The organism is Variovorax sp. NFACC27, from assembly GCF_048301545.1.
In the GTDB taxonomy this organism is placed as follows: Bacteria; Pseudomonadota; Gammaproteobacteria; order Burkholderiales; family Burkholderiaceae_C; genus Variovorax; species Variovorax gossypii.
This window is the reverse complement of record NZ_CP157613.1, coordinates 5160939-5187776: the sequence shown is the minus strand read 5'-3', so window position 1 is coordinate 5187776 and position 26838 is coordinate 5160939. Positions and strand designations below refer to the sequence as shown.

The 26838-nt window shown below is 67.9% G+C and carries 24 protein-coding genes; 22 read left to right on the top strand and 2 right to left on the bottom strand.

What is annotated here, in order from left to right; genetic code table 11:
* Positions 1–8: 8 nt before the first annotated feature.
* Complete coding sequence (locus ABL840_RS24255) at positions 9–833, bottom strand: ferritin-like domain-containing protein (protein WP_093307442.1); 825 nt, start codon at positions 831–833, stop codon at positions 9–11.
* A 263-nt stretch (positions 834–1096) separates the two neighbouring features.
* Here ABL840_RS24255 and alaS point away from each other — a divergent pair, with 263 nt between their 5' ends.
* From alaS to ABL840_RS24155, 20 genes are all read left to right on the top strand, one after another.
* The gene (gene alaS / locus ABL840_RS24250) at positions 1097–3721 is read left to right on the top strand and encodes an alanine--tRNA ligase (protein WP_093307441.1); all 2625 of its coding nucleotides are present in this window, start codon (positions 1097–1099) and stop codon (positions 3719–3721) included.
* A gap of 35 nt (positions 3722–3756) precedes the next feature.
* Complete coding sequence (locus ABL840_RS24245; RefSeq protein WP_093307440.1) at positions 3757–4773, top strand: 2-dehydropantoate 2-reductase; 1017 nt, start codon at positions 3757–3759, stop codon at positions 4771–4773.
* A 54-nt stretch (positions 4774–4827) separates the two neighbouring features.
* Complete coding sequence (locus ABL840_RS24240) at positions 4828–6087, top strand: D-amino acid dehydrogenase (RefSeq protein ID WP_093307439.1); 1260 nt, start codon at positions 4828–4830, stop codon at positions 6085–6087.
* 190 nt (positions 6088–6277) lie between these two features.
* The gene (locus ABL840_RS24235; protein WP_093307438.1) at positions 6278–7261 is read left to right on the top strand and encodes a Bug family tripartite tricarboxylate transporter substrate binding protein; all 984 of its coding nucleotides are present in this window, start codon (positions 6278–6280) and stop codon (positions 7259–7261) included.
* A gap of 31 nt (positions 7262–7292) precedes the next feature.
* Entirely contained in the window at positions 7293–8108 is an 816-nt protein-coding gene (locus ABL840_RS24230) for an SDR family oxidoreductase (protein WP_093307437.1), read from the top strand.
* A gap of 38 nt (positions 8109–8146) precedes the next feature.
* On the top strand, positions 8147–8695 hold the full coding sequence (locus ABL840_RS24225; protein ID WP_093200616.1) for a cupin domain-containing protein: 549 nt from the start codon (positions 8147–8149) through the stop codon (positions 8693–8695).
* Between the two features lie 11 nt (positions 8696–8706).
* Entirely contained in the window at positions 8707–9564 is an 858-nt protein-coding gene (locus tag ABL840_RS24220) for an alpha/beta fold hydrolase (protein WP_093307436.1), read from the top strand.
* 40 nt (positions 9565–9604) lie between these two features.
* On the top strand, positions 9605–10447 hold the full coding sequence (locus ABL840_RS24215; protein WP_093200611.1) for an IclR family transcriptional regulator: 843 nt from the start codon (positions 9605–9607) through the stop codon (positions 10445–10447).
* A gap of 10 nt (positions 10448–10457) precedes the next feature.
* The gene (locus ABL840_RS24210; protein ID WP_093307435.1) at positions 10458–11294 is read left to right on the top strand and encodes an SDR family oxidoreductase; all 837 of its coding nucleotides are present in this window, start codon (positions 10458–10460) and stop codon (positions 11292–11294) included.
* Positions 11287–12987, top strand: coding sequence for a thiamine pyrophosphate-binding protein (locus tag ABL840_RS24205; RefSeq protein WP_093307434.1), 1701 nt, complete (start codon positions 11287–11289; stop codon positions 12985–12987). The genes ABL840_RS24210 and ABL840_RS24205 overlap by 8 nt, the downstream gene beginning before the upstream one ends.
* Before the next feature lie 14 nt (positions 12988–13001).
* Positions 13002–13799, top strand: a complete 798-nt coding sequence (locus tag ABL840_RS24200) for an aspartate dehydrogenase (RefSeq protein WP_093307433.1) — start codon at positions 13002–13004, stop codon at positions 13797–13799.
* 14 nt (positions 13800–13813) lie between these two features.
* Positions 13814–15292: an aldehyde dehydrogenase gene (locus ABL840_RS24195; RefSeq protein WP_093307432.1), complete on the top strand. Its 1479-nt coding sequence runs from the start codon at positions 13814–13816 to the stop codon at positions 15290–15292.
* Positions 15293–15442: 150 nt separating this feature from the next.
* Positions 15443–16414, top strand: a complete 972-nt coding sequence (locus tag ABL840_RS24190; RefSeq protein WP_093307431.1) for a VOC family protein — start codon at positions 15443–15445, stop codon at positions 16412–16414.
* A gap of 14 nt (positions 16415–16428) precedes the next feature.
* A complete protein-coding gene (locus ABL840_RS24185; RefSeq protein WP_093200595.1) occupies positions 16429–17424 on the top strand; it encodes a Bug family tripartite tricarboxylate transporter substrate binding protein in 996 nt (331 codons plus the stop codon).
* Positions 17425–17452: 28 nt separating this feature from the next.
* Positions 17453–18616, top strand: a complete 1164-nt coding sequence (locus ABL840_RS24180) for an FAD-dependent monooxygenase (RefSeq protein WP_093307430.1) — start codon at positions 17453–17455, stop codon at positions 18614–18616.
* Between the two features lie 34 nt (positions 18617–18650).
* Positions 18651–18875 carry a recombinase-like helix-turn-helix domain-containing protein gene (locus ABL840_RS24175; protein WP_093200589.1) on the top strand — a complete coding sequence of 75 codons (225 nt, stop codon included), beginning with the start codon at positions 18651–18653 and terminating at the stop codon, positions 18873–18875.
* Positions 18876–18889: 14 nt separating this feature from the next.
* On the top strand, positions 18890–19939 hold the full coding sequence (locus ABL840_RS24170; RefSeq protein ID WP_093200587.1) for an aromatic ring-hydroxylating oxygenase subunit alpha: 1050 nt from the start codon (positions 18890–18892) through the stop codon (positions 19937–19939).
* Between the two features lie 19 nt (positions 19940–19958).
* Positions 19959–20927 carry a PDR/VanB family oxidoreductase gene (locus tag ABL840_RS24165; protein ID WP_093307429.1) on the top strand — a complete coding sequence of 323 codons (969 nt, stop codon included), beginning with the start codon at positions 19959–19961 and terminating at the stop codon, positions 20925–20927.
* 44 nt (positions 20928–20971) lie between these two features.
* On the top strand, positions 20972–22078 hold the full coding sequence (locus ABL840_RS24160; protein WP_093307428.1) for a porin: 1107 nt from the start codon (positions 20972–20974) through the stop codon (positions 22076–22078).
* 39 nt (positions 22079–22117) lie between these two features.
* Complete coding sequence (locus tag ABL840_RS24155) at positions 22118–23449, top strand: MFS transporter (RefSeq protein ID WP_093200579.1); 1332 nt, start codon at positions 22118–22120, stop codon at positions 23447–23449.
* 213 nt (positions 23450–23662) lie between these two features.
* Here the strand turns inward: ABL840_RS24155 and ABL840_RS24150 are convergent, their stop codons facing one another.
* Positions 23663–23797 carry a hypothetical protein gene (locus ABL840_RS24150; RefSeq protein ID WP_256228536.1) on the bottom strand — a complete coding sequence of 45 codons (135 nt, stop codon included), beginning with the start codon at positions 23795–23797 and terminating at the stop codon, positions 23663–23665.
* 467 nt (positions 23798–24264) lie between these two features.
* Here ABL840_RS24150 and ABL840_RS24145 point away from each other — a divergent pair, with 467 nt between their 5' ends.
* Both ABL840_RS24145 and ABL840_RS24140 read left to right on the top strand, forming a co-directional pair.
* Positions 24265–26343 carry a M1 family metallopeptidase gene (locus ABL840_RS24145; protein WP_418115993.1) on the top strand — a complete coding sequence of 693 codons (2079 nt, stop codon included), beginning with the start codon at positions 24265–24267 and terminating at the stop codon, positions 26341–26343.
* A 71-nt stretch (positions 26344–26414) separates the two neighbouring features.
* Positions 26415–26837 carry a hypothetical protein gene (locus ABL840_RS24140; RefSeq protein WP_093307426.1) on the top strand — a complete coding sequence of 141 codons (423 nt, stop codon included), beginning with the start codon at positions 26415–26417 and terminating at the stop codon, positions 26835–26837.
* Position 26838: the final 1 nt, after the last annotated feature.

Genomic DNA, 26838 nt, shown 5'->3' with positions numbered 1-26838 from the left:
GGCGATGGTCAGCGCAGGAACACGTGCTGCATGAACTGCCTGATCGGGTACTGGATCACCGTCTGCACCTTCGCCGGCAACTCGAGGGGGCGCATCAGCATCTTGAGCGTGGTGCCGGCGCTCAGGTTGGTCCGGATGGTGCTGTTCATGTCGGCGCTCAGTTGCTGCACGTAGGCCGTGTCGCTGGCGCGATCGGGCGAGCGGGTCTGCACCACGTGGCGGATCGCGCAGTCGGCGTCCTCGCTCTTGAGCTCGAGCGTGCGCCGGCCGATGGTGCCCATCACGCGCAGGCGACCCAGCTTCTCCTGCTCGCGGTAGCGCCGGTAGTAGCGGTAGAAGTGCTTGTAGTGGTTGACCTCGTCGGTCGCGATGCGGGTCGCCAGGTCTTGAAGCACCGGCTCGTTGGTGCTGCGGGCCATGGCGCGGTAGTAGGTTGCGGTGCCGGTCTCGACGACGCAGCGGGCAGTCATTTCGAGGCCGCGGGTCGGGGCGAGCAGCTCGACCTTGCAGTAGGTCGCGTATTCCTCGAGGAAGTTCTGGTAGGCGGTATCCCAGTCGAACTCCGGCCATACGTGGCGAACGTAGGCGCGCAGGGCCCTGCCGTGCTGGAGTTCTTCGAGTTCCCAGTGCTGCGAGAGCCATTCCGTGACCTCGTCGTCGCCCTGGAAGAAGTTCACCAGGTTGTGCGTGTAGAGGTCCGAGCCGCTCTCGATGAAGGAGGCCGAGGTCACCAGGTAGAAGAGGTTCTCGTCGGGGCGAACCTTGTCGAGCGCGATGCGCGAGAAATCCAGGTCTTCGATCGTCCAGTGCCGTTCGGCATCTTGGCTTGCCATGCGAACTCCTTGATCTTTTTGTCCGTACAAGTACGGATGGCGCAGACCGTGTTTGGTTCTCGTTTTTTGCGCCAGGACACATATTAGCCGTGGAGTCCGGATCGTGTCGTCTTCCGGGAGGCCCCGGCCGGCGCGGGCGGCATGGCCAAACCTATAATCGTTTGTTCAAGCAAATCAAGCAGTTAGGCCGGTTCGCCGCAGTGGGTTCGACATGAGGGTCGCCATCGCCGCGCCGCCCTCGACGGCAGAAGACGAATCCAAAGATGAGCCAGCCCACATTCACGGTCGCGGACATCCGCAAGACCTTTATCGATTTCTTCGCTTCCAAGGGCCACACGGCAGTGGCGTCGAGCCCGCTCGTGCCGGGCAACGACCCGACGCTGATGTTCACCAATTCGGGCATGGTGCAGTTCAAGGACGTGTTCCTCGGCACCGACAAGCGTCCCTACAAGCGCGCGGCCTCCGTCCAGGCCTGCCTGCGCGCCGGCGGCAAGCACAACGACCTGGAGAACGTGGGCTATACCGCCCGCCACCACACCTTCTTCGAGATGCTGGGCAACTGGAGCTTCGGCGACTACTTCAAGCGCGAATCGCTGAAGTGGGGCTGGGAGCTGCTGACCGAGGTCTACAAGCTGCCGGCCGAGAAGCTGCTGGCCACCGTCTACCACGAGGACGACGAGGCCTACGACATCTGGACCAAGGAAATCGGCCTGCCTCCCGAGCGCGTGATCCGCATCGGCGACAACAAGGGCGGCAAGTACAAGTCCGACAACTTCTGGATGATGGCCGACACCGGCCCGTGCGGCCCGTGCTCCGAGATCTTCTACGACCACGGCCCGCACATCCCCGGCGGCCCCCCGGGCAGCCCCGAGGAAGACGGCGACCGCTTCATCGAGATCTGGAACCACGTGTTCATGCAGTTCGACATGCAGCCCGACGGCAGCGTGGTCAAGCTGCCCGCGCCCTGCGTCGACACCGGCATGGGCCTGGAGCGCCTCGCTGCCATCCTGCAGCACGTGCACAGCAATTACGAGATCGACATCTTCGACGCGCTCATCAAGGCCGCCGGCCGCGAGACGGGCACGCAGGACCTGTCGAACAACTCGCTCAAGGTGATCGCCGACCACATCCGCGCCACCTCGTTCCTGGTGGCCGACGGCGTGATCCCGTCGAACGAAGGCCGCGGCTACGTGCAGCGCCGCATCATCCGCCGCGCCATCCGCCACGGCTACAAGCTCGGCCAGAAGAAGCCCTTCTTCCACAAGCTGGTGCCCGATCTCGTGAAGCTCATGGGCGAGGCCTACCCCAAGCTCGTGGCCGACGAGAAGCGCATCACCGACACGCTGAAGGCAGAGGAAGAGCGCTTCTTCGAGACGCTGGCCAACGGCATGGAAATCCTCGACGCGGCCCTGGCTGGCGACGCCAAGGTGCTGCCGGGCGACGTGGCCTTCAAGCTGCACGACACCTACGGCTTCCCGCTCGACCTGTCGGCCGACGTTTGCCGCGAGCGCGGCGTGAGCGTCGACGAGGCCGGCTTCAACGCCGCCATGGAAAAGCAGAAGGCCGCGGGCCGTGCAGCCGGCAAGTTCAAGATGGACCGCAACGTCGAATACGCCGGCGCGGGCAACACCTTCACCGGCTACGACCACCTCGAGGAAAGCGCCAAGGTCGTCGCGCTGTACCTCGAAGGCGCCGCCGTGCAGGAACTCAAGGAAGGCCAGAGCGGCATCGTCGTGCTCGACACCACGCCCTTCTATTCGGAAAGCGGCGGCCAGGTCGGCGACCAGGGCGTGCTCGTGGCCGAAGGCGTGCAGTTCGGAGTGGAAGACACGCAGAAGATCAAGGCCGACGTGTTCGGCCACCACGGCACCCAGACCCAGGGCACGCTGAAGGTCGGCGATGCGGTCAAGGCCGCGGTCGACACCGCGCGCCGCGCCGCCACCATGCGCAACCACTCGGTCACCCACCTGATGCACAAGGCCTTGCGCGAAGTATTGGGCGGCCACGTGCAGCAGAAGGGCTCGCTGGTCGATGCCGACAAGACGCGCTTCGACTTCGCGCACAACGCGCCCGTCACGCACGAGCAGATCCTCGAGATCGAGAAGCGCGTGAACGCCGAGATCCTCGCCAACACCGAGACGCACGCCCGCGTGATGGACATGGAGTCGGCCCAGAAGACCGGCGCGATGATGCTGTTCGGCGAGAAGTACGGCGAGACCGTGCGCGTGCTCGACATCGGCACCAGCCGCGAACTGTGCGGCGGCACCCACGTGGGCCGCACGGGCGACATCGGCCTCTTCAAGATCGTCAGCGAAGGCGGCGTGGCTGCCGGCGTGCGCCGCGTCGAAGCCGTCACCGGCGCCAACGCGCTGTCGTACCTGCAGGACCTCGAATCGACCGTGCAGAGCGCGGCCGCCACGCTCAAGTCGCCGGCGGCCGAACTGCAGGGCCGGCTCTCGCAGGTGCTGGAGCAGGTGAGGGCGCTCGAGCGCGAAGTGGGCGCGCTCAAGGGCAAGCTCGCTTCGTCGCAGGGCGACGAGCTCGTGTCGCAGGTCGTGGACGTCAAGGGCATCAAGGTGCTGGCCGCCAAGCTCGACGGCGCAGACGCCAAGACGCTGCGCGAGACCATGGACAAGCTCAAGGACAAGCTCAAGACCGCCGCCATCGTGCTGGCCGCCGTCGACGGCGAGAAGGTGCAGATCGCTGCCGGCGTCACGGCCGACAGCACCGGCAAGGTCAAGGCCGGCGAGCTGGTCAACTTCGTGGCCCAGCAGGTCGGCGGCAAGGGCGGCGGCAAGGCCGACATGGCTATGGCCGGCGGCACCAATGCGGCGGGCCTCCCGGCCGCGCTGCAGTCGGTCCAGGCCTGGGTCGCGGACCGCGCCTGACAGGCAGGCACACACCCGGAACAAGCACTTCACTCATGCCAGAAGCAATCCCCGGTGAAGTGCTTGTGATGGGGGCGGGCACCATCGGCTGCTTCATCGGCGGAAGCCTCGCGGCGGCTGGCGTGCCCGTCACCTTCGTCGGCCGTCCGCGCGTGCTCGAGAAGCTCGCGAAGCATGGCCTGACGCTCACCGACATCGACGGCGCCACGCGCAGCCTTCCTGCCGACAGGCTGCGGCTCAGCGGACAGGTTCCCGTCGGCGCCAGGCCCTCGCTGGTGCTGCTGTGCGTGAAGAGCGGCGCCACCGCCGAGGCGGCGGGCGAGCTGGCCTTCGCGCTGCCGGCAGGTACCGCGGTGATCTCGTTGCAGAACGGCATCTCCAACTGCGCCGCCGCCGCCCAGGCCGGCCCTTCGCTCAACGTGCTGGCGGGCATGGTGCCCTACAACGTGGCCGAGATCGGCCCGGGCGCCTTCCATCGCGGCACTCCCGGCCGGCTGGCCGCCGAGGACGACGCGGCGCTGCGCCCCTGGCTTCCCGTCTTCGAGCGTGCCGGCGTGCCGCTCGACCTGCATGCCGACCTGCTGCCGGTGCAGTGGGGCAAGCTGATGCTCAACCTCAACAACCCCGTCAACGCGCTTTCGGGCCTGCCCCTGCGCGAAGAGCTGATGCAGCGCGGCTACCGCCGCTGCTTCGCGTCGCTGATCGACGAGGCGCTGGGCATCCTCAACGTGGCCGGCATCGCGCCGGCGCAGGTGGCGGCTGTGCCCGCGCATCGGCTGGTGAGCCTGCTGCGGCTGCCCGACTGGATCTTCCGCATCGTCGCCGCGCGCATGCTGCGCATCGACGCCAAGGCTCGCTCCAGCATGGCCGACGACCTTGCGCTCGGCCGCCGCACCGAGATCGACGCGCTCAGCGGCGAGGTGGTACGCCTCGCGCAGGAGCACGGCCTGAGCGCACCGCGCAATGCGCGCATGGTCGCGCTGCTCGAGGCCTGGCCGCAACAGCCGAAGCGCTGGACGGCACGGCAATTGCAGGACGCGCTGGGCCTGTAGCGTCCGGCCCTGTACCCTCGGCTGCGTCACGGCAGCTTTCAAGGGGTTGTTCTCATGCAGGTCCTGATTCTCGGCAGCGGCGTCATCGGCACCTCGATCGCGTACTACCTGGCACGCGCCGGGCACGAGGTGACGGTGCTGGAGCGCCAGCCGGCGCCCGCGCTCGAAACCAGCTTCGCCAACGCCGGCGAGGTTTCTCCCGGCTACTCGGCGCCATGGGCCGGGCCCGGCGTGCCGGTCAAGGCCATCAAGTGGATGCTGATGCAGCACAGCCCGCTGGTCATCAAGCCCATGCTCGATCCGGCCATGTGGCGCTGGGGTCTCGCGATGCTGCGCAACTGCACGCAGGCGCGCTACGAGATCAACAAGAGCCGCATGGTGCGGCTTGCCGAATACAGCCGTGATTGCCTGAAGGCGCTGCGCGCCGACACCGGCATCGCCTACGACGAGCGCATGCAGGGCACGCTGCAGCTCTTTCGCACGCAGCAGCAACTCGACGGCACCTCGAAGGACGTCGAAGTGCTCCAGGCCTCCGGCGTGCCCTACCAGCTGCTCGACCGCGAAGGTTGCGTGCAGTACGAGCCCGCGCTCGCGGCGGTGAAGGAAAAGTTCGTCGGCGGCTTGCGGTTGCCGGGCGACGAGACCGGCGACTGCTTCAAGTTCACGCAGGCGCTGGCGAAGCTGGCTGAAGCCGAGGGCGTGAAGTTCCGGTTCGGCGTGAACATCCAGGCTCTCGAGCACGATGCGGCCAAGGGCGTGACGGCCGTGCGCACCGACGCCGGCAGCTTCACCGCGGAGCGCTACGTGGTCGCGCTCGGCAGCTACTCGCCGGCGCTGGTCAGGCCGCTGGGCATCCGGCTGCCGGTGTACCCGGTCAAGGGCTTCTCGATCACCGTGCCGATCACAGATGCCGGCGGGGCGCCCGAATCGACGGTGATGGACGAGACCTTCAAGGTCGCGGTCACGCGCCTGGGCGACCGCATTCGCGTGGGCGGCACGGCGCAGCTCTCGGGCTTCGACCTGCGGCTCAACGAGCGCCGGCGCGACACGCTCGAACACGTCGTGACCGATCTCTTCCCGCGAGGCGGCAACGTGCGCGACGCCTCTTTCTGGACCGGACTGCGGCCCATGACACCCGACGGCACGCCGGTGATCGGCGCCACCCGCATTCCCAACCTGTTGCTGAGCACCGGCCACGGCACCCTCGGCTGGACCATGGCGGCGGGCACCGGTCGCGTGATGGCCGACCTGATCGGGGGCAGGGCGCCCGCGATCGACATGGAAGGCCTCACCGTGGCGCGCTACGGCGGCTGACGCTTCGCCCCTGCCCCTGCCCCTCGACGCCAACACAGGGCGGCCCCGAAAAGGCCGCCCTGTTTTCGTTGTGACACAAGGATTCGGGTTTTCCCTTAGTCATGAAGTTGTCTTCTTCGATATTCTTCGTGGCGTTCCATTAATAAATCGTTGTTTCTTTAGTGAAACAAACCTCGATCAGACGGACACGATGAAACAGACACGCCGCCATGCCATCGCCGCTGCCATTTCCATGGCCGCCGCTTGCGCCTCCGGACTCGCCTGGGCAGCCGACAGCTACCCGGCCAAGCCGATCACGCTGGTCGTTGCCTATCCGGCCGGTGGCGACACCGACGCGCTGGCACGGCTCTTCGCCGAGAAGCTGTCGACGCGCGTCGGCCAGCCCGTGGTGGTCGACAACCGTCCCGGCGCCAGCGGCATCATCGGCAGCGCCTACGTGTCGAAAGCCACGCCCGACGGCTACACGCTGCTGCTCGCGCCCAGCACCTTCTCGATCGCGCAGCTGGTGCTGAAGACCAACGGCTCGGGCTACGACGTGCTGAACGGCTTCACGCCCATCGTGCAGACGGGCAGCCAGCCGCTGTTCCTGGTGGCCGGCGGCAACAGCGGTTTCGCCGGGCTGAAGGACGCCGTGGCGGCCGGCAAGGGCGGCAAGTCGCTGAGCTACGCGAGCCCGGGCAGCGGCTCGCCGATGCACATCCTGGGCGAGATGTTCGCCCGCGCCTCGGGCACCACGCTTGCGCACGTGCCCTACAAGGGCGTGGCGCCGGCCATCAACGACGTGCTGGGCGGCCATGTGCCCGTCACCTTCATCACGCTGGGCCCCGTGGCGCCGTACCTCACCAACGGCAAGCTGCGCCCGCTGGCCGTGGCCTCGGCCCAGCGCTCGCCGCTCGCGCCCAACGTGCCGACGCTGGCCGAGCAGGGCTACAAGGACGTCGAGGTGACCGCCTGGAACGGCCTCTGGGGTCCACGCGGTCTTCCGCCCGAGATCGTGAAGACGCTCAACGGCCACTTCAACGAGATCCTGAAGATGCCCGAGATCGTCTCGCGCATGGCCGTGCTCGGCACCACGCCCGTGGGCGGCGACGCCGACGTGCTCGGCAAGACCAACGCCGCCGACTACGCGCGCTTCGGCAAGGTCATCAAGGAGCTCGGCATCCAGGCCGACTGACCCGCACGACCGATCCACGCACCTCACTCTCATGACCGAACTCAAAGCCATCGCCGACCCGTCCAGCCTGCAGGCGCTGCTGGCCGAACTGCCCGGCAACCTGCTGGCCGGCCGCCGCGCACTCGTGACCGGCGGCGCGCGCGGCCTGGGCCTCGCCTTCGCGCAGTGCATCGCCGCCGCAGGCGCGAGCGTGGTGCTGGCCGACATCCTCGGCGAGCTGGCCGAGACCGAGGCGAAGGCCCTGCGTGACGCCGGCCGCACTGCCCACGCGCTGCCGGTCGACCTGTCGAATCCAGATTCGATCGTGGCCTGCGCCGACGAGGCGATCCGCCTGCTCGGCGGCCTCGACGGGCTCGTCAACAACGCGGCCATCACCAACTCGGGCGGCAAGGATGCGCACCAGCTCGAGATCGACATGTGGGACCGCGTGATGAACGTCAACGTGCGCGGCAGCTGGCTCATGGGCCGCGCCTGCCGCGCCGCGCTGGCCGAGAGCGGCCGAGGCTCGATCGTCAACCTCGCCTCCGACACCGCCCTGTGGGGTGCGCCCAACCTGCTGGCCTATGCGTCGAGCAAGGGCGCCGTCATTTCCATGACGCGCTCGCTGGCGCGCGAATGGGGCGGCGACAACATCACCGTCAACGCCGTGGCGCCCGGCCTCACGCTTGTGGAAGCCACCGAATACGTGCCGATGGCGCGCCACCAGAAATACCTCGAAGGCCGCGCCATCCCGCGCGAGCAGCAGGCCGCCGACGTGTGCGGCGCCACCGTCTTCCTGCTTTCCGGCCTCGCGCGCTTCGTGACGGGCCAGCTGCTGGCCGTCAACGGCGGCTTCGCGATGCACTGAAAGCACGCCCCGATTTTTCCGACCAAGGAGTGAACCCGATGAGCGATCTGTCCGAACAGCAGAAGATCAACGAAACCGCCGCCAGCAGCCTGGCGCAGCCCGAAGGCAGCAGCCTCGCGGAGTGGATGAACACCCGCATCGCGCGCTACGAAACCCGCAAGTACGACTGGGACGCGCTGAAGTTCCAGGCCGACTTCGACCCCAAGTTCCGCCGCGCGCAGATGCGCTACGTGGGCACCGGCGGCACCGGCGTCGCGAAGGACGTCAACACCGTGCCCGCCGAGCACTTCACCTTCTCGACCATGGTGATCCCCGCCGGCCACGAAGGCCCGCCGCACCTGCACACCGACGTGGAGGAAGTGTTCTTCCTGATCCGCGGCAAGCTCAAGGTGGTGATCGAGAAGGACGGCGAGCGCTTCGAGACCATCATGACCGACCGCGACCTGATCTCGGTGCCGCCCGGCGTGTACCGCGAAGAGATCAACATCGGCGACGAGGACGCGCTGATGTGCGTGATGCTCGGCGCGAAGAAGCCGGTGACGCCGACCTATCCGGCCGATCACCCCCTGGCCAAGATCAAGCGCTGAACGGGCAGGCCATGATCGACGCCGCATCCGATGCACTGACCCTGCCGGCCTCCGAGCTGGCACGGCTCGACGCCGACTTTCCGGCCCGCGATGTCGCGGTCGGTGGCGGCGCCGTGGTGTCGGTGCGCGAGTGCGGGCAGGGCCCGGCCGTCGTGTGCCTGCACGGCATCGGCTCGGGCGCCGCGTCGTGGATCGACACCGCCGCGTTGCTCGCACCGCAGGCCCGCGTGATCGCGTGGGACGCGCCGGGCTACGGCTCTTCGACGCCGCTCGAGGTCCATTCGCCCGCCGCCGCCGACTACGCGGCACGCCTGGGCGCCTTGCTCGATGCGCTCGGCATCGAATCGTGCGTGCTGGTCGGCCATTCGCTCGGTGCCATCACCGCCGCGTCGGCTGCGCGCAGCGATTCGCGCATCCGCCGCCTCGTGCTCGTAAGCCCGGCCATCGGATACGGCGCGCCGGCCCGCGCGGAAGCCCGGGCCAAGGTGCGCACCGAGCGCCTCGCCACGCTCGACGAACTCGGCATCGCCGGCATGGCCGCGAAGCGCTCCGGCCGGCTGGTTTCCGACAAGGCCACCGACCACGCCCGCCGGTGGGTGCGCTGGAACATGGCCCAGCTGAACGACCGCGGCTACCGCCAGGCGATCGAGCTGCTGTGCAACGCCGACCTGCTGTCGGACCTGCCGCCGCCCATGCCGGTGCGCGTGGCCTGCGGCGCGCTCGACGTGGTCACGCCTCCGGCTGCCTGCGAGGAAGTCGCGCGCAAGTGCGGAGTGCGGCTCGAATTGGTGGACGATGCGGGACACGCCGGCTATGTGGAGCAACCGCAGGCCGTCGCCAAGCTGCTGCGCGAATCGCTCGCCGGCTGACCGCAACCCACACAGAGACATCCGAGAAGGAACCACTGGCATGGCCAACAACAACGACGGCAACGAAGCGATGGAAGAGGGCGCCGACCGCTACAACGTGCCCGCGCTGGAGCGCGGACTGCGCGTGCTGTGCGAGTTCAGCCGCGAAAGCCGCACGCTCTCGGCACCCGAGCTGGCGCGCCGCTTCGACCTGCCGCGCTCCACCGTCTTCCGCCTGCTCACCACGCTGGAGAACATGGGCTTCCTCGAGCGTGCCGAGGGCGGGCGCGACTACCGCCTGGGCCTGGCCGTGCTGCGCCTGGGCTTCGAATACCTCGCCTCGCTGGAACTCACCCAGCTCGGCACGCCGCTGCTCAACCGCCTGTGCGACGAGCTGCGCACGCCCTGCAACCTGGTGGTGCGCGACGGCCGCTCCATCGTCTACGTCGCCAAGGTGGCGCCGCCCACGCCCTTCGCGAGCTCGGTCACCGTGGGCACGCGGCTGCCGGCCCATGCCACGGTGCTGGGTCGCATCCTGCTCGAAGACCTCACGCTGCCGCAGCTGCGCGCCCTCTACCCCGAGGAAAAGCTCGAGACCTTCTCGCCGAGCACGCCCAAGACCGTGAACGAGCTCTTCGACATGGTGCAGGCCGACCGCCAGCGCGGCTACGTGCTGGGAGAGGGCTTCTTCGAATCGAACATCTCCAGCATCGCCGCGCCGGTGCGCGACCACAGCGGCCACATCGTTGCCGCCCTGGGCGCCACCGTCACCGCCAGCCACATCGAGGAAAGCCGCATCGACGAGATGGTGCAGCGCGTGCGCGTCACGGCCGACGAGATCTCCGGCCTGCTCAATTACTCGCCCGCGCGCACCGCCAACGTGGTGCCGCTTCGCTCCGCATGACCCCGGGACCATGACAACCCAAGCTCTTCCTTCCTTCTTCGCCGCCGATGCGCTGGCCGGCCGCGTGGCCGTGGTCACGGGCGGCTCGTCGGGCATCGGCCTGGCCACCGTCGAGCTGCTACTCGGCTGCGGCGCCGCGGTCGCGCTGTGCGGCCGCAATGCCGAACGGCTCGACGGCGCCGTGGCCGGCCTGCGCAGGCAGTTCTCGGACGCCAGGCTCTTCGCCCAGCCTTGCGACGTGCTCGACGCCGCCTCGGTCCGCTCCTTCGCCGCCGCCAGCGAAGCCGCGCTCGGCCCGGCCTCGATGCTGGTCAACAACGCGGGGCAGGGCCGTGTCTCCACCTTCGCCGACACCGACGACAAGGCCTGGACCGAAGAGCTCAACCTGAAGTTCTTCTCCGTCATCAACCCGACGCGCGCCTTCCTGCCGCAGCTCGCGGCGCAGCGCGAGGTGCTGGGCGATGCATCCATCGTCTGCGCCAACTCGCTGCTGGCGCGCCAGCCCGAGCCGCACATGGTCGCCACCTCGGCCGCGCGCGCCGGCCTGCTGAACCTCGTGCGCTCCATGGCCACCGAATTCGCGCCGCAGGGCGTGCGCGTCAACGGCATCCTGATCGGACTCGTGGAGTCGGGCCAGTGGCGCCGCCGCTTCGAGGCGCGCGAAGACAAGTCGCTCGACTGGGCCGCATGGAGCGGCCAGCTCGCGAAGAACAAGCACATCCCGCTGGGTCGCCTGGGGCTTCCATCCGAAGCCGCGCGCGCGATCCTTTTCCTCGCTTCGCCCCTCGCGTCGTACACGACGGGCAGCCACATCGACATCTCCGGAGGCCTGTCACGCCATGCATAACCCCAACAACACCGTCACCGTCGGCGCAGTCGTCGCCGCCTTTCTCGAACAGTGCGGCGTCAAGGCGGCCTTCGGCGTGATCTCGATCCACAACATGCCGATCCTCGATGCCTTCGCGCAGCGCGGCACGGTGCGTTTCATCTCGGCGCGGGGCGAGGCCGGCGCGGGCAACATGGCCGATGCCTACGCACGCTCCACCGCCAGCCTGGGCGTGTGCATCACCAGCACGGGGCCTGCCGCGGGCAACATCGCGGGCAGCATGGTCGAGGCCCTGACGGCCGGCGCGCCGCTGCTGCACATCACCGGGCAGATCGAGACGCCGTACCTCGACAAGGGCATGTCGTACATCCACGAGGCGCCCGACCAGCTCACCATGCTCAAGGCCGTGTCGAAGGCCGCGCTGCGCGTGCGCAGCGTCGAAACGGTGCTCGGCACGCTCAAGCGCGCGGTGCAGCTCGCGCTGACCGCGCCGACCGGCCCGGTCAGCGTCGAGATCCCGATCGACATCCAGTCGGCGCTGACCACGATGCCGGCCGACCTGTCGCCGCTGCCCATCGAGCGCCCGGTGCCGTCCGCCGCCGCGCTCGACGCGCTGGCCGCGCGCCTCGCCGTTGCCCGCCGCCCGATGCTGTGGGTCGGTGGCGGTGCTCGCCACGCCCGCGTCGCCATCCAGCGCCTGCAGAAACTCGGCTTCGGCGTCGTCACCACGACGCAGGGCCGCGGCACGGTGCCCGAGGACGACGCCGGTTCGCTCGGCGCCTACAACATCCAGAAGCCGGTCGAGGCCCTGTACCAGACCTGCGACGCGATGCTCGTGGTCGGTTCGCGCCTGCGCGGCAACGAGACGCTCAAGTACGAACTGAAGCTGCCCCGCCCGCTGTACCGCATCGACGCCGACGCCGCAGCCGAAGGCCGCTGCTACGCGTCCGAAGCCTTCGTCTGCGGCGATTCCGCGCTGGCCCTCGAAGGCCTGGCCGACCGCCTCGAAGCCGCCGGGTACAAGGCCGACCCGCAACTGCTGGTCGACCTGCGCGCCGCGCACGACCAGGCGGTCGCGGCGCTGCGCGATGGTCTCGGCCCGTACGCCGAACTCGTGCGCCAGCTCCAGTCGACGGCCGGGCGCAACTTCAACTGGGTGCGCGACGTGACCGTCTCCAACAGCACCTGGGGCAATCGCGAGCTGCGCGTCTTCGAACCGAGCGCCGGCGTGCACGCCACGGGCGGCGGCATCGGCCAGGGCATGCCGATGGCCATCGGCGCGGCCATCGGCGCGGCGGTGACCGGCTCGGGCCGCAAGACCTTCTGCCTGGCCGGTGACGGCGGCTTCATCCTGAACCTGGGCGAGCTGGCCTGCATGGTGCAGGAGAAGGCGCCCATGGTGATCGTGCTCATGAACGACAAGAGCTACGGCGTCATCAAGAACATCCAGGACGCGCAGTACGGCGGCCGCCAGTGCTATGCCGAGCTGCACACGCCCGACTACGACCTGCTGTGCAAGTCGATCGCGCTGCCGCATGCCCGCGTGCAGAACCTGTCGGACCTGCCCGCCCGCCTCGGCGAGGCGCTGGCGACCGAAGGTCCGTTCCTGCTGGAGATCGACATGCTCTCGATCGGCAGTTTCAAGACCACCTTCGCCGGCCCGCCGACCAACACGGTCACGCAGATCCCGGCTCTCGGCACGGCCGGCAAGTGAGCGAAGCCCGTTCCATGTCCACCCCCACGCGCATCGCACTCGTCGGCTGCGGAGCCATCGGCACCTCGGTGCTCGAACTGCTCCGCGGCGATCCCGCCCTGAAGGTGGTGGCTGTCGTCGTGCCCGCCGACGCCGTTGCCGCCGCGCAGAAGGCGGCACCCGACGCGCAGGTGGGCAGCACCTTGCCTGCAGCCGGCATAGACCTCGTGGTCGAGACCGCGGGTCATGCCGCCATCGAGCAGCATGTGCTGCCCGCGCTGGCACGCGGCACGCCCTGCGTGGTCGCCTCGGTCGGCGCGCTGTCGGCTGCCGGCTTCGCCGAGAAGCTCGAAGCCGCGGCCATCGCCGGCAAGACGCAGGTGCAGCTGATTCCGGGCGCCATCGGCGCCATCGACGCGCTCGCCGCCGCCCGCATCGGCGGCCTCGACAGCGTGCGCTACACCGGCCGCAAGCCGCCGCAGGCCTGGAAGGGCACGCCGGCCGAACAGGGCCGCGACCTCGGCGCGCTGGCGCAGGAGACCGTGATCTTCGAAGGCAGCGCGCGAGAAGCGGCCTTGCTCTATCCGAAGAACGCCAACGTCGCGGCCACCGTCTCGCTCGCGGGCCTGGGGCTCGACCGCACGATGGTTCGCCTCATCGCCGACCCGGCTACCGCCGAGAACGTGCACACCGTCGAAGCCGAAGGCGCCTTCGGCAGCTTCGAGCTGACCATGCGCAACAAGCCGCTCGCGGCCAACCCCAAGACATCCGCGCTGACCGTGTACAGCGCAGTGCGTGCGCTGCGCAATCGCGTGGCCGCGCTCGCCATCTGAACCCGCTGTTTCCCATGATCTCCTCCGAACTCCTTCCGATCTGCATCGCCGGCGAATGGCGCCTGGGCGGCGGCGACGTCTACGAAAGCCTCTACCCGGCCACCGGCGAGCCCATCGCGCGCCTGCGGGCCGCGAGCCTTGCCGATGTCGAGGAAGCCATTGCCGGCGCCGACCGCGCATTCCGCACCAGCGGCTGGGCGCAGCGCCTGCCGCACGAGCGCGCGGCCGTGCTGCATCGCGTGGCGCAGCTGATCCGCGAAGAGAGCGAATCGCTCGCGCAGAAGCAGCGCCTGGACAACGGCAAGCCGATCAACGAGACGCGCAACCTCGTGGCCAGCGCCGCGGGCACTTTCCAGTTCTTCGCTGCTGCGCTGGAGACGCTGGAAGAAACCATCACGCCGTCGCGCGGCGCCTTCGTCACGATGAGCGTGCACGAGCCCATGGGCGTGGTGGCTGCCATCACGCCGTGGAACTCGCCCATCGCCAGCGAGGCGCAGAAGCTGGCGCCCGCGCTGGCCGCCGGCAACGCGGTGGTGGTGAAGCCCGCCGAGGTCACGCCGCTGATGGCGCTGGAGCTGGCGCGCATCTGCGAGAAGGCCGGCGTGCCCAAGGGCATCGTCAGCGTGCTTCCGGGCAGGGGCTCGGTGATCGGCGACGCGATCACGAAGCATCCGCTGGTCAAGCGCGTGTCTTTCACCGGCGGCACGACCACCGGCAAGCACATCGCGCACATCGCGGCCGACAAGATGATGCCGGTGTCGCTCGAGCTCGGCGGCAAGTCGCCGACCATGGTGCTCGACGATGCCGACCTCGACCACGCGGTGAACGGCGTGCTCTACGGCATCTTCAGTTCGTCGGGCGAGTCGTGCATCGCGGGCTCGCGCCTCTTCGTGGCGCGCGGCATCTACGACGAGTTCATCACGCGCCTGGCCGAAGGCGCCAACGCGCTGAGGGTGGGCGATCCGGCTTCGGAGCGCACGCAGATGGGCCCGCTCATCACGGCGAAGCACCGCGAAGGCATCGAACGCTACGTGGACCTCGGCGTGTCCGAGGGCGGCCGGATTCGCACGGGCGGCGTACGCCCGCACGGTGACGGCTATGACCGGGGCTACTTCTACAAGCCGACCATCCTCGAAGGCCTGACGAACAGCGCCCGCATCAGCCAGGAAGAGATCTTCGGCCCGGTGTTGGTCGCCATGCCCTTCGACAGCGAGGAAGAACTGATCGAGCAGGCCAACGACAGCGTCTACGCGCTGGCGGCGGGCGTGTGGAGCCGCGACTTCAAGCGCGCCTGGAAGCTGGGCCGCGCGGTGCAGGCCGGCACGGTCTGGGTCAACACCTACAAGCAGTTCTCCGTGTCCACGCCCTTCGGCGGCTGGCGCGACAGCGGCCTGGGCCGCGAGAAGGGCCGCGAAGGCATCTTCCAGTACATGGAGCAGAAGAGCATGTACTGGGGCACGAACGAACAACCCCTGCCTTGGGCAGCACCATGAAAACCCCCAGGCTTCGCGCACTTCGTGTCGCTGCGCCAACCCCCTTGCAGGGGGCAATACCTGCGACCCGGCAAAGCCGGTTCCGCGGTATTCCTGGAACGAGATGTTCGGTGCCGCGCGTGTGCCGGTCGGCATGAAAGAAAGATTGAAATGAGCGTACTTGGCATCGACCAGATCACCTACGGCGCGGACGACCTGCCCGCATGCCGCCAGTTCTTCCAGGACTGGGGCCTTTCGCTGAAGTCGGAAGCCGCCGACGAACTCGTCTTCGAGTGCCTGAATGGCTGCAAGGTCGTGGTCGCCGCGCTGGACAAGCCCGGCCTGCCGCCCGCGATGGAAGAGGGCCCGACGCTGCGCGAAGTGGTGTGGGGCGTGGAGAGCGACGCGGACCTCGACCGCTACGCCACCGCCATCGCGCAGGATCCGGCCTTCTTCGACACCACGGTGGACGGCGCGCGCCGCATCGGCTGCATCGACCCGAACGGCCTGGCCGTGCGCCTGCAGGTCAGCCGCAAGCATGCGGTGCAGGTCGACTGCGGCGCCATGAACACCTGGAACGCGAAACTGCGCATCAACCAGCCCGCGCCCATCTACGAACGCGCAACGCCCATCGAGGTCGGCCACGTCGTGTTCTTCGTGAGCGACGTGAAGACCACCAGCGCCTTCTATGCCGAACGCTTCGGCTTCGTGGGCTCCGACAGCTATCCGAACCGCGGCGCCTTCATGCGCTGCGCGGCCGAGGGCGGCCACCACGACCTGTTCCTGCTGCAGATTCCTTCGGGCAAGCGCGGGCTGAACCACGTGGCCTTCACCGTGCGCGACATCCACGAGGTGTTCGGCGGCGGGCTGCACTTCTCGCGCTGCGGCTGGGAAACGCAGCTCGGCCCGGGCCGCCACCCGGTGTCGTCGGCGTACTTCTGGTACTTCAAGAACCCGGCGGGCGGCCTCATCGAGTACTACGCCGACGAAGACCAGCTCACCGCGGACTGGCAGCCGCGCGAGTTCGAGCCGGGCCCCACGGTCTTCGCCGAATGGGCAGTGGACGGCGGCCTCGATGGCAACACGCGCCGCCAGAAGAACGCGGAAGGCCCCAAGGGTGCCTTCCTGACCGAAAAGAAATGACTCACCCGACCGACATGCAACGACGTTTCTCCTTCTCCGTCCTGTTCGCCGCGCTCGCGGCCTTCACGCTCGCCGCGCCGGTGCACGCTCAGCAGAGCGAGGCCCAGAAGCAGCTCTCGAGCGAGCGCTTCACCATCATCTCGCCGTTCCCGCCCGGCGGTCCGGTCGACACGCTGGCTCGCGTGCTCTCCGACGGCCTTGCCAAGCGCTACGGCCAGGCGGCGGTGGTCGACAACCAGGTCGGCGCGGCCGGCAACATCGGCATGGAGAAGGTCAAGCGCGCCAAGGGCGACGGCCACACGCTGCTGGTGATTCCGGCGGGCAACGTCACCATCAACCCGACGCTGATGCCCAACTTCCCCTTCGACATGGCGAAGGACTTCGTGCCGGTCACCATGCTGGCGAAGGCGCCGAACGTGCTGGTCGCGTCGCCGGCCTCGGGTATCAAGAACGCGAAGGACCTGGTGGCTCAGGCCAAGGCCAAGCCAGGCACGTTGTCGTATGCCTCGCCCGGCGTGGGCAGCGGCCTGCACCTGGCGGGCGAGCTCTTCAAGCAGCAGGCCGGCATCGACATGCTGCACGTGCCCTACAAGGGCACGGCGCCCGCGCTCAACGACGTGCTCGGCGGCTCGGTGCCGTTGATGTTCAGCAACCTGCCGGCGACGCTGCCCTTTTTGAAGAACGGCAAGCTGGTCGCCATCGGCGTGACCGAGGCCAAGCGCAGCGCGGCGGCGCCGGATATCCCGACGCTGGCGGAGCAGGGCATCCAGGGCGTGACCGTGACCTCGTGGTACGGCCTGATGGCGCCCAAGGGCACGCCGCCCGCCGTGGTCGAGCAGCTTGCCAGGGACGCGGCCGAGATGCTGTCGAAGCCCGACGTGCGCGAGCGCCTGAAGCTGCAGGGCATGACCGACGCGGCCATGAAGCCCGCCGAGTTCGCCGCCTACATCCGCGACGAGACGGCCGTGTGGGCAAAGATCATCAAGGCCCGCAACATCGTTGCCGAGTAAGCCGGCGCAGGCACGAGGGGACAGACTCATGAAGACCACCAGCGAATCCACCATCGGCATCGTCGGCGCGGGCATCGGCGGCCTCGTCGCAGCCATCGCGCTGCGGCGCGCGGGCCACGACGTGATCGTGTTCGAGCAGGCTAAGCAGTTCGCCCGCGTCGGCGCGGACATCAACCTCACGCCCAACGCCGTGCGCGCGCTCGACGGCCTCGGCGTGGGCGAGGCGGCCCGCGTGACGGCGGCCCGTCCGTCGCACCGCATCAGCCGCACCTACGACACCGGCGAAGAGACTTCGCGCCTGGAGATGGCCGACACCGCCGAGCAGCGCTACGGCGCGCCGCAGCTCACCATCCACCGTGCCGACCTGCTGGCGGCGCTGGCCGACATGTTCCCGGCGGAACAGGTGGCGCTCGGCAAGCGGGCCGAGACCATCGCGCCGGACGACAAGGGCGTGAGCATCTCCTTCTCCGACGGCACCAGCGCGCGCGTCGGCGCGCTGATCGGCGCCGACGGCATCCACTCGTGCGTGCGCACAGCGATGTTCGGCGCCGAAAGCCCGCGCTTCACCGGCATCGTCGCCTACCGCGCCGTGGTGCCCGCCGAGCGCGTGGCTGGCGTGCCCAACCTTGGTGCCTTCACCAAGTGGTGGGGGCCCAATCCGCAGAGCCAGATCGTCACCTTCCCGCTGAACCGGGGCAAGGACGTCTTCATCTTCGCGACCACGCCGCAGGACAGCTGGCACCTCGAGTCGTGGACCGCGCCGGGCAGTGTCGACGAGCTGCGCGAGCAGTACGTGGCCTACCACCCCGAGGCGCGTGCCTTGCTCGACGCCTGCGACACGGTGCTCAAGACCGCGCTGTACGAGCGCGACCCGATGCCCGCCTGGACCAAGGGCCGCATGGCGCTGCTGGGCGATGCCGCGCACCCGATGCTGCCCTTCATGGCGCAGGGCGCCGGCATGGCCATCGAAGACGCGGTGGTGCTGTCGCGCCATCTCGACGGCGTGGCGATGGCCGACGTGCCTGCCGCGCTGCAAGGCTTCGAGACGGCGCGCATCGAGCGCGCCAGCCAGGTTCAGCTCGGCTCGCGCGGCAACAACTGGCTGCGCGAAGGCGGCAACGCCGACTGGGTCTACGGCTACGACGCCTGGGCCGCGCCGCTCGCAACCCCGGCCATGGCGGCCGCCGCCTGATTCTTCAATTCATTCCGCCCCACGGAGGCACACGATGCAAACCCAAGACCGCTACCTGCAACCGCACCAGGCGCGCCGGCGCCCCGCGACCACCTACGAAGACCTGCTGGGCGACGTGATCGAGCGCGCCTTTGCGGACGGCATCCACGACCTGTCGGGTCTGGTGCAGCGCCTGAACGACAGCGGCCTCGCCACGCCGGGCGGCCAGCAGTGGACCGAGGAGCTGTATCGCAAGGAGATGGCCGCGCTGGCGGCCTGAGAGGAACGAACATCATGACCATCGCCATCCAACCCGTTCCCGCTGATCCGGTCGACCATCTGCTCGAGATCGGCCTGAAGGACCTCTGGTACCCCATCTGCCCCTCGCACTTCATCAAGGAGAACCCCATCTCCCTGCGCCGCCTCGGCCGCAAGCTCGCGCTGTGGCGCGACGGCGAAGGCGTGCTGCATGCGCTGGAAGACCGCTGCCCGCACCGCGGTGCGCCGCTGTCGCAGGGCGTGGTGCTGGGCGACCGGCTCTCGTGCCCTTACCACGGCGTCGAAGTGCGCCATGACGGCGTCGTCACGCGCGTGCCCGGCAGCCCCGGCTGCAAGCTCGAAGGCTCGAAGGCCACGCGGCACTTTCACGTGCAGGAGCGCGCGGGCGCGGTGTTCATCTACAACTCGAAGGAGCCCGTCGACGTGCCGCCGCCGCTGGTGCTGCCCGAGCAGCTGACCGACGATGCAGAGTACAGCAGCTTCCTCTGCTATACCGAGTGGAAGGGCGACTACCGCTACGTGCTCGACAACGTGATGGACCCGATGCACGGCACCTACCTGCACAAGCAGTCGCACTCGATGGCCGAGGGCGATTCGAGCGCCAAGTTCGGCATCCGCCAGACCGACATCGGCTTCGTGTTCGAGAAGGAAGGCCAGCGCAACGTCAACTTCGACTGGACCGAATGGGCCGACACGGGCATCCACTGGATGCGCCTGGAGATCCCGTATCCGAAGACCGGCGGCCCCGGCGGCAACTTCATCATCATCGGCGCCTTCTCGCCCATCGTGAAGGGCATGACGGCCACCTTCTTCTGGCGCGTGCGCAAGCTGGAGCCGGGCTGGCAGCGCGACACATGGCGCTTCCTGTACCGCAACCGCCTGGAAGCGCGCCACTGGCACGTGCTGGAGCAGGACCGCGTGATGCTCGAAGAGATGGAAGCCGACGCCAACCAGCACGAGAACCTGTACCAGCACGACCTGGGCATCGTTCGCCTGCGCCGCCACATGCGCAATCTGGCGCAGGCGCAGCTGGCGGAAGCCGGTGCGAGCGCCGTAGCTGCCTGACAGGGGAGAGAGCTTCGCCATGTCTTCTCCAACGCTCAACGCCCTGGTGCACACCATGCGCTACGAGGCCGACGGCATCGTGAGCGTCGAATTCCGGCCGGCCACGCCAGCGGTGGATTTCCCCGCCTTCGAGGCCGGCTCACATATCGACCTGCACCTGCCCAACGGGCTGGTGCGCAGCTACTCGCTGTGCAACCCGTCGAGCGACCGCCAGCGCTACGTGGTGGGCGTGCTCAACGACCGCAAGAGCCGCGGCGGCTCGCGCTACGTGCACCAGCAGCTGCGCGTGGGCATGACGCTGCCCATCTCGGCTCCGCGCAACAACTTCCGGCTGGAAGAGGGCGCCGAACGCTCGGTGCTCGTGGCTGGCGGCATCGGCGTCACGCCCATCTGGTGCATGCTGCAGCGGCTGGTGGCCATCGGCAAGCCGGTGGAGATCGTCTATTGCGCACGCACCCGCAAGGAAGCGGCCTTCTGCGATGCCATCGAGGCATTGGCGAAGGAGAAGTCGGTGCAGCTCACCTGGCACTTCGACGACGAGAAGGGTGCGCCGCCCAACCTCGTCGAGCTGCTGTCGGGCAAGGGCGCCGCCAGCCACTACTACTGCTGCGGGCCCACGCCGATGCTCGATGCCTTCGAGAAGAGCTGCGAGCAGCTGGGCTACGCCAACGCGCACATCGAGCGCTTCGCCGCCGTACAGGTGGAGGCAGGCGCCGCCGCGCAGGCCTGCGTGGTGGAGTGCGCGAAGAGCGGAAAGAGCGTGGAAGTGCCGGCAGGCAAGTCGATCCTCGACAGCCTGATCGATGCGGGCCTCAACCCCGACCACAGCTGCAAGGAAGGCGTCTGCGGCGCCTGCGAGACGGCCGTGCTCGAAGGCGAGGTCGACCACCATGACGGCATCCTCACCAAGATCGAACGTGCGTCGAACAAGACCATGATGATCTGCGTCTCGCGCTGCAAGGGCGCGCGGCTGGTGCTGGACATCTGAACAGGGCCCCAGGCCGACAGAAGAAAACCAACCGAGACAAATCAATGAAAAAGTACCTGATCGCGCTGGCTGCGGCCAGCGGGGCTGGCGGAGCGCTGGCCCAATCTTCCCTCACGCTCTTCGGCGTGGTCGATGCGGCCGTCACCTACACCAAGGGCAGCGGCCCCGGTTCGGCCCACAAGACGCAGCTGACCAACAGCGGCAACATGTTCAGCCGCCTCGGTTTTCGGGGCACGGAAGACCTGGGCGGTGGCTACTCGGCCAACTTCTGGCTGGAGATGGGCCTGCAGAACGACAGCGGCACGGGCTTTCCGTCGAACACGAACAACCAGGCCAGCGGCAACGGACCGGCGGGCGTGCTGAGCTTCAACCGTCGCTCCACCGTGAGCCTCGCGGGACCGTTCGGCGAGGTGCGGCTTGGGCGCGACTATGTGCCGGCCTTCTGGAACACGGCCATCTTCGATCCCTTCGGCACGGGTGGCGGCATCGGCGCCAACCAGATCTACTTCTCTGGCCTGGGCGGCCTCGTCGCACCCACGGGCACGCGTGCGTCGAACAGCATCGGCTATCTGCTGCCGGCCAACCTCGGCGGCTTCTACGAGCAGGTGATGTACGCGATGGGCGAGAACGACTCGAACTCCGTGCTGCCCGGCACGCGTGTGTCGAACAGGCACGACGGCGACCACACCGGCGCACGCCTGGGCTACCAGAGCGGCGGACTCAACATCGCGCTGGCCACGGGCCGCACGCGCTACGCAAGCGGCGACCTGCGCGTGACCAACCTCGGTGCCTCCTACACCTTCGATGCCTCGCTCATGAACCTCAAGCTCACGAGCGAGCTGTACAAGGAGTCGAAGGGCACGACCGATGCCAAGGGCGTTCTGGTCGGCTTCCAGCTGCCCATCGGGCCCGGAGAGATCAAGGCCTCGTACGCGCGCTACCGGCTCGAGCCGGCCGGCGCGGTGCTGAAGCCCACTTCGTCGAAGCTGGCCATCGGCTACGTGCACAACCTCTCGAAGCGCACGGCGCTGTACGCCACCATCGCGCGCATCAGCAACAGCAACGGTGCATCGCAGGCCCTCTCGGGCGCGATCACCGCGCCGAACCGTGCCTCCAGCGGCACCGAGTTCGGCATGCGCCACATGTTCTAGGCGCACGCCTTCATCACCTTCACCCCGGCAGGACTGGCCATGCAGAGCAGCAGCAACAACAACAGCGGCAAGAGCTTTCGTTGGTACGGCGTCATCACGCTGTTCGTGATCGTCGCCATCTCCTACGTGGACCGCATCAACATCGCGGTGCTCATCACCGACGCGGCCTTCCTGAACCACGTGGGCCTCGCCGCCACCGATCGCGTGAGCCAGGGCTTCCTGGCGACGGCCTTCATGCTGGGCTACGGCGTGTCTGCCTTCGTGCTCACGCCGTTCTGCTCCGCGCTCTTCGGCGTGCGGCGCAGCCTGGTCTACGGGCTGATCCTCTGGGGCGTGGTGACCTGGGCCTCGCCGATGTTCGACAGCTACGGCATGCTGCTGGCGTCGCGCGTGCTGCTGGGCGTGTCGGAGGGGCCGCTCTTCTCGCTGGCCTCCGCGTACATCAAGGCGCATTTCCGAAGCGACGAGAACGGCAAGCCCAACGCCTTCGTCAACATGGGCACGGGGCTGGGGCTTGCCATCGGCTATCCGCTGGTGGGCTGGCTGCTCACGCAGTTCGCGTGGGACAGCTCGTTTCACGTGCTCGGCGTGCTCAACATCGTGCTGGGCATTCCGCTGGTGCTGGCCTTCGTGCGCATGCCGCCGGGGCATGCCGACGGCGTGAAGCCGTCCTCGTTCGGCGAAGCGATGGCGCGCGTGGGCGGCATCGTGAAGGGCGCGCTGCAGACGCGGCACCTGTTCGTGGTCACGCTGCTCACCTCGGCCGCGCTGGCCTATCTCTGGGGCAGCAGCAACTGGCTGCCGACCTACCTGCGCGAGGCGCGCGGCTTCTCGATGCGCGAGATGGGCTGGCTGGCATCGCTGCCGCAATACGCCACCGTGCTCGCGGTGTTCGTGGGCGGCGTGCTCATCGACAAGGTGGGGCGCGAACGCGTGCCCTTCATCTTCATGGGTGCGAGCGTGGGCGTGGCGCTGTCGGTGCTCATGGCCATCAATGCGCGTGACCCGTATGTGGCGGCGTGCTGCCTGGTCGCGGCCAACTTCTTCTGGGGACTGCAGAGCCCGGCCATCCCGAGCACGGTGCAGTACTGCTCGCGGCCCGAGCACACGGCAAGTGCGTTCGGCGTGACCAACGGCGTGGGCAGCCTCGTGGCGGGCTTCATGCCCGCGCTGATGGGCGGCGTGATCGGCGCGATGTCGCATGGGGCAGGTGCGGGCCCCACGGCAGCGGCTTCGTCGGCCTCGGGTTTCTTCGCGGGCTTTGCGCTGCTGATCGGCACGCAGGTCGTCGTGTTCGGCTGCGGCTTCATGCTGTGGCTGCGCGACCGCTCGCGCAGCGCGCACACAGTCTCTGGTTCACAGCTTTCATAGGCTTTTCGAAGGCTTGTACCTTCGTACTGTCGTGGTCGGGTCACAGTGCGGCGACCCGATTTCCGTCATCTGCGTGAGCAGGTGTTTCGGCGGCGGAACCATCTTCGTATTGCATGGCGTGCGTTGCATGCCATGACGCCATTCGGCCTATCGCGCGCGAACATTTTGAGAAAGAAAAGTTCCGCGATTCGTTGAGCACGCAGCGGCCATCAGCTACAACTGCGTGACATCAATGGACGAGGGAATGCGCGTGAAATCAACGACAAGAGCCGCAGCAAGTCTTGCCATCGCCAATACGGCCAGCACTGTTTCCGCTTCGAGGAAGTGCGTCGCGCCGACGATGCGCATGCACTGACGAAGGCCTTCGCGCTACAAGCCCGCCTCCGCACCCATCACCCCGCGATTGCCGGGAATGGAACCTCTTACGCCACGAATCCTGGGACCGCCGCTTCGCGAGCGGTGTGACCCTGCATGACTGTGTGGTCCTGACGAACGCCTGAGTTCGCCGGGAGGGCACCGTGTTGCCCGTTTCTTCCGATTCCCCCGTTGTTCATCTCACTCATCACCGCGCGCGTCATGCGCATCGCAGGCTATCCGCCGGCGCATGCGGGGCGGCGCATGTTTCTTCTTACCAAGAGTACTCAGAGGCGATCATGAAAAGATTCAATACACCCGTGGTCAATCATCTTGCCATCACCGCAGTGACCCTTGCCGTTCTCACGGCTTGCGGCGGCGGCGGAGACAGTGGTGGCGCTTCGTTGGGCGGTGCAGGCGTTGGCCTCAGCGCACCTTCGGACCAGGTCGTTTCCGCTCCCGTGTCCGATCCCTCCGCCAAGGCACCGGACGACGGAGTGCCCAACTCGGCGAACAACGCGGTCGCCGCCGTCGACCGTTCTGCCAGGCCGATGGAACTGCCCGACACCGTCTGGCCCAGCAACTACAAGCTGTGGTTCCGTCCCGATGCCGCGCTCAAGACCTTCGTGGGCCGCGGCGACGTGGAGATAGAAGTGCTCAAGCCGGTCGACGCCATCGTCGTCGCGGCGCATAACCTGAACTTCGCGAAGGGCCGCACCACGCTGCGCAAGGTGTCGAATCCTTCCGAGGCGATACCGCTGATTCCCACGCCGCAGACGCTGGGCGACTTCGTGCAGCTGCGACTGAACGACGGCCAGATCGCGAAGGGCAAGTACCTGCTGCACATGGAGTGGGACGGCAAGATCCAGTTCTCCGACGCAGAGTACTGCCCGCCGGCCGAGGTGGCACGCAACCCGTTCTGCTCGGCTGCCACCGGCATCTTCAAGGTCGGCCTCTCCACGCCCGAAGGCGTGAGCAGCGATGCCATCGTGACGCAGGGCGAAACCAACTACGCGCGGCAGTGGTTTCCGGGCTGGGACGAGCCGGCCTTCCGCCATACCTTCGAGATCTCCGCCGAAGTGCCGGGCGACTGGAAGACGGTGTCCAACGGCGCGCAGATCGAGGCGACGAAGCTGCCCGACGGCTACCAGCGCGTGGCTTTCGAGAGGACGCCCTCGATGCCGATGTACCTGACCTTCTTCGGCGGCGGCAAGTTCGACATCCTGGCCGACAAGTTCAAGAACCCGCTCGACGGCAGCGAGATGCCGCTGCGCTGGTTCACGCCACCGGGCCGCTCCGACTGGGCCAAGTTCGCGATGGAGTGGACCAAGGTGTCGATGGACTACTACTACAACTACACCGGCATTCCGCTGCCGTTCAAGAAGTTCGACACCGTCGCCGCCAACGACAGCTACGACAACAAGCCCAACACCGGCTTCGGCGGCATGGAGAACTGGGGCTCGATCTTCGAGTTCGCCGACTCGGTGCTCACCAAGCCGGGCGACACGCCCACGCTGTACTCGGTGACGGTGGTGACGCACGAAGTGGCGCACCAGTGGTTCGGTGACCTGGTCACGCTCGACTGGTGGGACAACGTGTGGCTCAACGAGTCGTTCGCGCGCTGGTTCGAAAGGCGCACCACGATCAAGTTCCACCCCGAGTACTACAGCTTCTCCGACTACGTGCTGGACAAGCACAACGTGATCGTGGCCGACCTGAAGAACACGGCCGTGCCGGTGCAGCGCAACCTCAACGACGCGGGATCGTTCGGCTTCATCAGCCCGTCGATCTTCGTCTACAACAAGGGCAGCCACGTGCTGGAGACCATCCAGAACTACATCGGCGAGGAGGCGATGCAGAAGGGCCTACGCATCTACCTGAAGGACTACGCCTACGGCAACGTCACGCCCTCGCGCCTGTGGAGTTCGCTGGAGAAGGCCAGCAACGGCAAGAAGGTGAGCGAGATCGGCGACAGCCTGATCCGCCAGACCGGCATTCCGCTGCTCACGGTGGACGCGCAGTGCGCGGGCAACAGCACCTACGTGAACATCACGCAGGAGTCGTTCCCCAACCAGAACCTGTATCCGGCCTCGACGTGGACCATTCCCGTGACGCTGGCCTACGGCGACTCGATGGAGCAGCGCAAGACCTTCGTGATGTCGAACAACAGCACGCAGCTCGAACTGCCGGGATGCACGGCCGTGCTGGCCGGCCCGACCGGGCAGGACTACTACGTGAGCAACTACAGCGCCCAGTCGTGGAGCGCGCTGCTGGCCAAGGCGCAGAACTTCGCGGGCAACAAGCCGCTGCTGCTGAACATCGAGCGCGACGCGTTCCGCCTGCTGGGCGTGGGCCGCATCACGCAGGCGCAGTACGACCAGATCAAGGGCGTGCTGAACCTGCCCGCGCCGCTGCTGGCCAAGACGCAGGTGAGCGAGCAGAAGATGGCGGCGGTGGCCACCGGTGCGGAGAAGGAGGAGTACCCGCATGCGCTGCGCTTCCAGGGCAGCCTGAAGCTGCGCGACAACGAGAAGCGCTGAACCGCGTTGCCTGAAACCGGCGCGCGCCGCCCGCACCGCGGGCGGTGCGCGCCCTCTGGACAAGGACAGTCATGAACACAGCATTGAAATGGATGGCCGCCGGGGCAGCGGCCCTGCTGCTGGCCGGCTGCGGAGCGGACAGCGGCAGCAGCAGCAGCGCACCCGAGGCCGAGCTGGTCGGCACCTACGCCGTGAAGCAGAACGGCGCGCTCAAGGAACTCATCAGGATCGAGAAGCAGGGCGACGGCTACGTGATGCGCGACAAGGTACGCACGGCCGAATGGAGCGAGCCCAAGATGACGATGAAGCCCGTGACGCGCGAGCACTGGACCCGCATCACCACGGACAAGGAGAACACCGCCTTCGTCGGCGTGGCGAGCGAGCAGCTCGGCATCTTCAAGGTGCCGGCCGGCTGGCAGAAGAACGGCTTCAAGACCTCGACCGGGTACTTCCTGTTCTATTCGCGCGGGCCGGTGGAGGCGTACAAGCTCTGAG

Bases quoted from the DNA above. Each gene is read 5' to 3' on its own strand.
- ABL840_RS24150 (WP_256228536.1), bottom strand. From the start codon at position 23,797: ATGCGCATCGTCGGCGCGACGCACTTCCTCGAAGCGGAAACAGTGCTG.
- ABL840_RS24165 (WP_093307429.1), top strand. From the start codon at position 19,959: ATGTCTTCTCCAACGCTCAACGCCCTGGTGCACACCATGCGCTACGAG.
- ABL840_RS24235 (WP_093307438.1), top strand. From the start codon at position 6,278: ATGAAACAGACACGCCGCCATGCCATCGCCGCTGCCATTTCCATGGCC.
- ABL840_RS24240 (WP_093307439.1), top strand. From the start codon at position 4,828: ATGCAGGTCCTGATTCTCGGCAGCGGCGTCATCGGCACCTCGATCGCG.
- ABL840_RS24155 (WP_093200579.1), top strand. From the start codon at position 22,118: ATGCAGAGCAGCAGCAACAACAACAGCGGCAAGAGCTTTCGTTGGTAC.
- ABL840_RS24140 (WP_093307426.1), top strand. From the start codon at position 26,415: ATGAACACAGCATTGAAATGGATGGCCGCCGGGGCAGCGGCCCTGCTG.
- ABL840_RS24175 (WP_093200589.1), top strand. From the start codon at position 18,651: ATGCAAACCCAAGACCGCTACCTGCAACCGCACCAGGCGCGCCGGCGC.
- ABL840_RS24205 (WP_093307434.1), top strand. From the start codon at position 11,287: ATGCATAACCCCAACAACACCGTCACCGTCGGCGCAGTCGTCGCCGCC.
- ABL840_RS24225 (WP_093200616.1), top strand. From the start codon at position 8,147: ATGAGCGATCTGTCCGAACAGCAGAAGATCAACGAAACCGCCGCCAGC.
- ABL840_RS24220 (WP_093307436.1), top strand. From the start codon at position 8,707: ATGATCGACGCCGCATCCGATGCACTGACCCTGCCGGCCTCCGAGCTG.
- ABL840_RS24195 (WP_093307432.1), top strand. From the start codon at position 13,814: ATGATCTCCTCCGAACTCCTTCCGATCTGCATCGCCGGCGAATGGCGC.
- ABL840_RS24215 (WP_093200611.1), top strand. From the start codon at position 9,605: ATGGCCAACAACAACGACGGCAACGAAGCGATGGAAGAGGGCGCCGAC.
- ABL840_RS24245 (WP_093307440.1), top strand. From the start codon at position 3,757: ATGCCAGAAGCAATCCCCGGTGAAGTGCTTGTGATGGGGGCGGGCACC.
- ABL840_RS24160 (WP_093307428.1), top strand. From the start codon at position 20,972: ATGAAAAAGTACCTGATCGCGCTGGCTGCGGCCAGCGGGGCTGGCGGA.
- ABL840_RS24180 (WP_093307430.1), top strand. From the start codon at position 17,453: ATGAAGACCACCAGCGAATCCACCATCGGCATCGTCGGCGCGGGCATC.
- alaS (WP_093307441.1), top strand. From the start codon at position 1,097: ATGAGCCAGCCCACATTCACGGTCGCGGACATCCGCAAGACCTTTATC.
- ABL840_RS24170 (WP_093200587.1), top strand. From the start codon at position 18,890: ATGACCATCGCCATCCAACCCGTTCCCGCTGATCCGGTCGACCATCTG.
- ABL840_RS24190 (WP_093307431.1), top strand. From the start codon at position 15,443: ATGAGCGTACTTGGCATCGACCAGATCACCTACGGCGCGGACGACCTG.
- ABL840_RS24200 (WP_093307433.1), top strand. From the start codon at position 13,002: ATGTCCACCCCCACGCGCATCGCACTCGTCGGCTGCGGAGCCATCGGC.
- ABL840_RS24255 (WP_093307442.1), bottom strand. From the start codon at position 833: ATGGCAAGCCAAGATGCCGAACGGCACTGGACGATCGAAGACCTGGAT.
- ABL840_RS24210 (WP_093307435.1), top strand. From the start codon at position 10,458: ATGACAACCCAAGCTCTTCCTTCCTTCTTCGCCGCCGATGCGCTGGCC.
- ABL840_RS24185 (WP_093200595.1), top strand. From the start codon at position 16,429: ATGCAACGACGTTTCTCCTTCTCCGTCCTGTTCGCCGCGCTCGCGGCC.
- ABL840_RS24230 (WP_093307437.1), top strand. From the start codon at position 7,293: ATGACCGAACTCAAAGCCATCGCCGACCCGTCCAGCCTGCAGGCGCTG.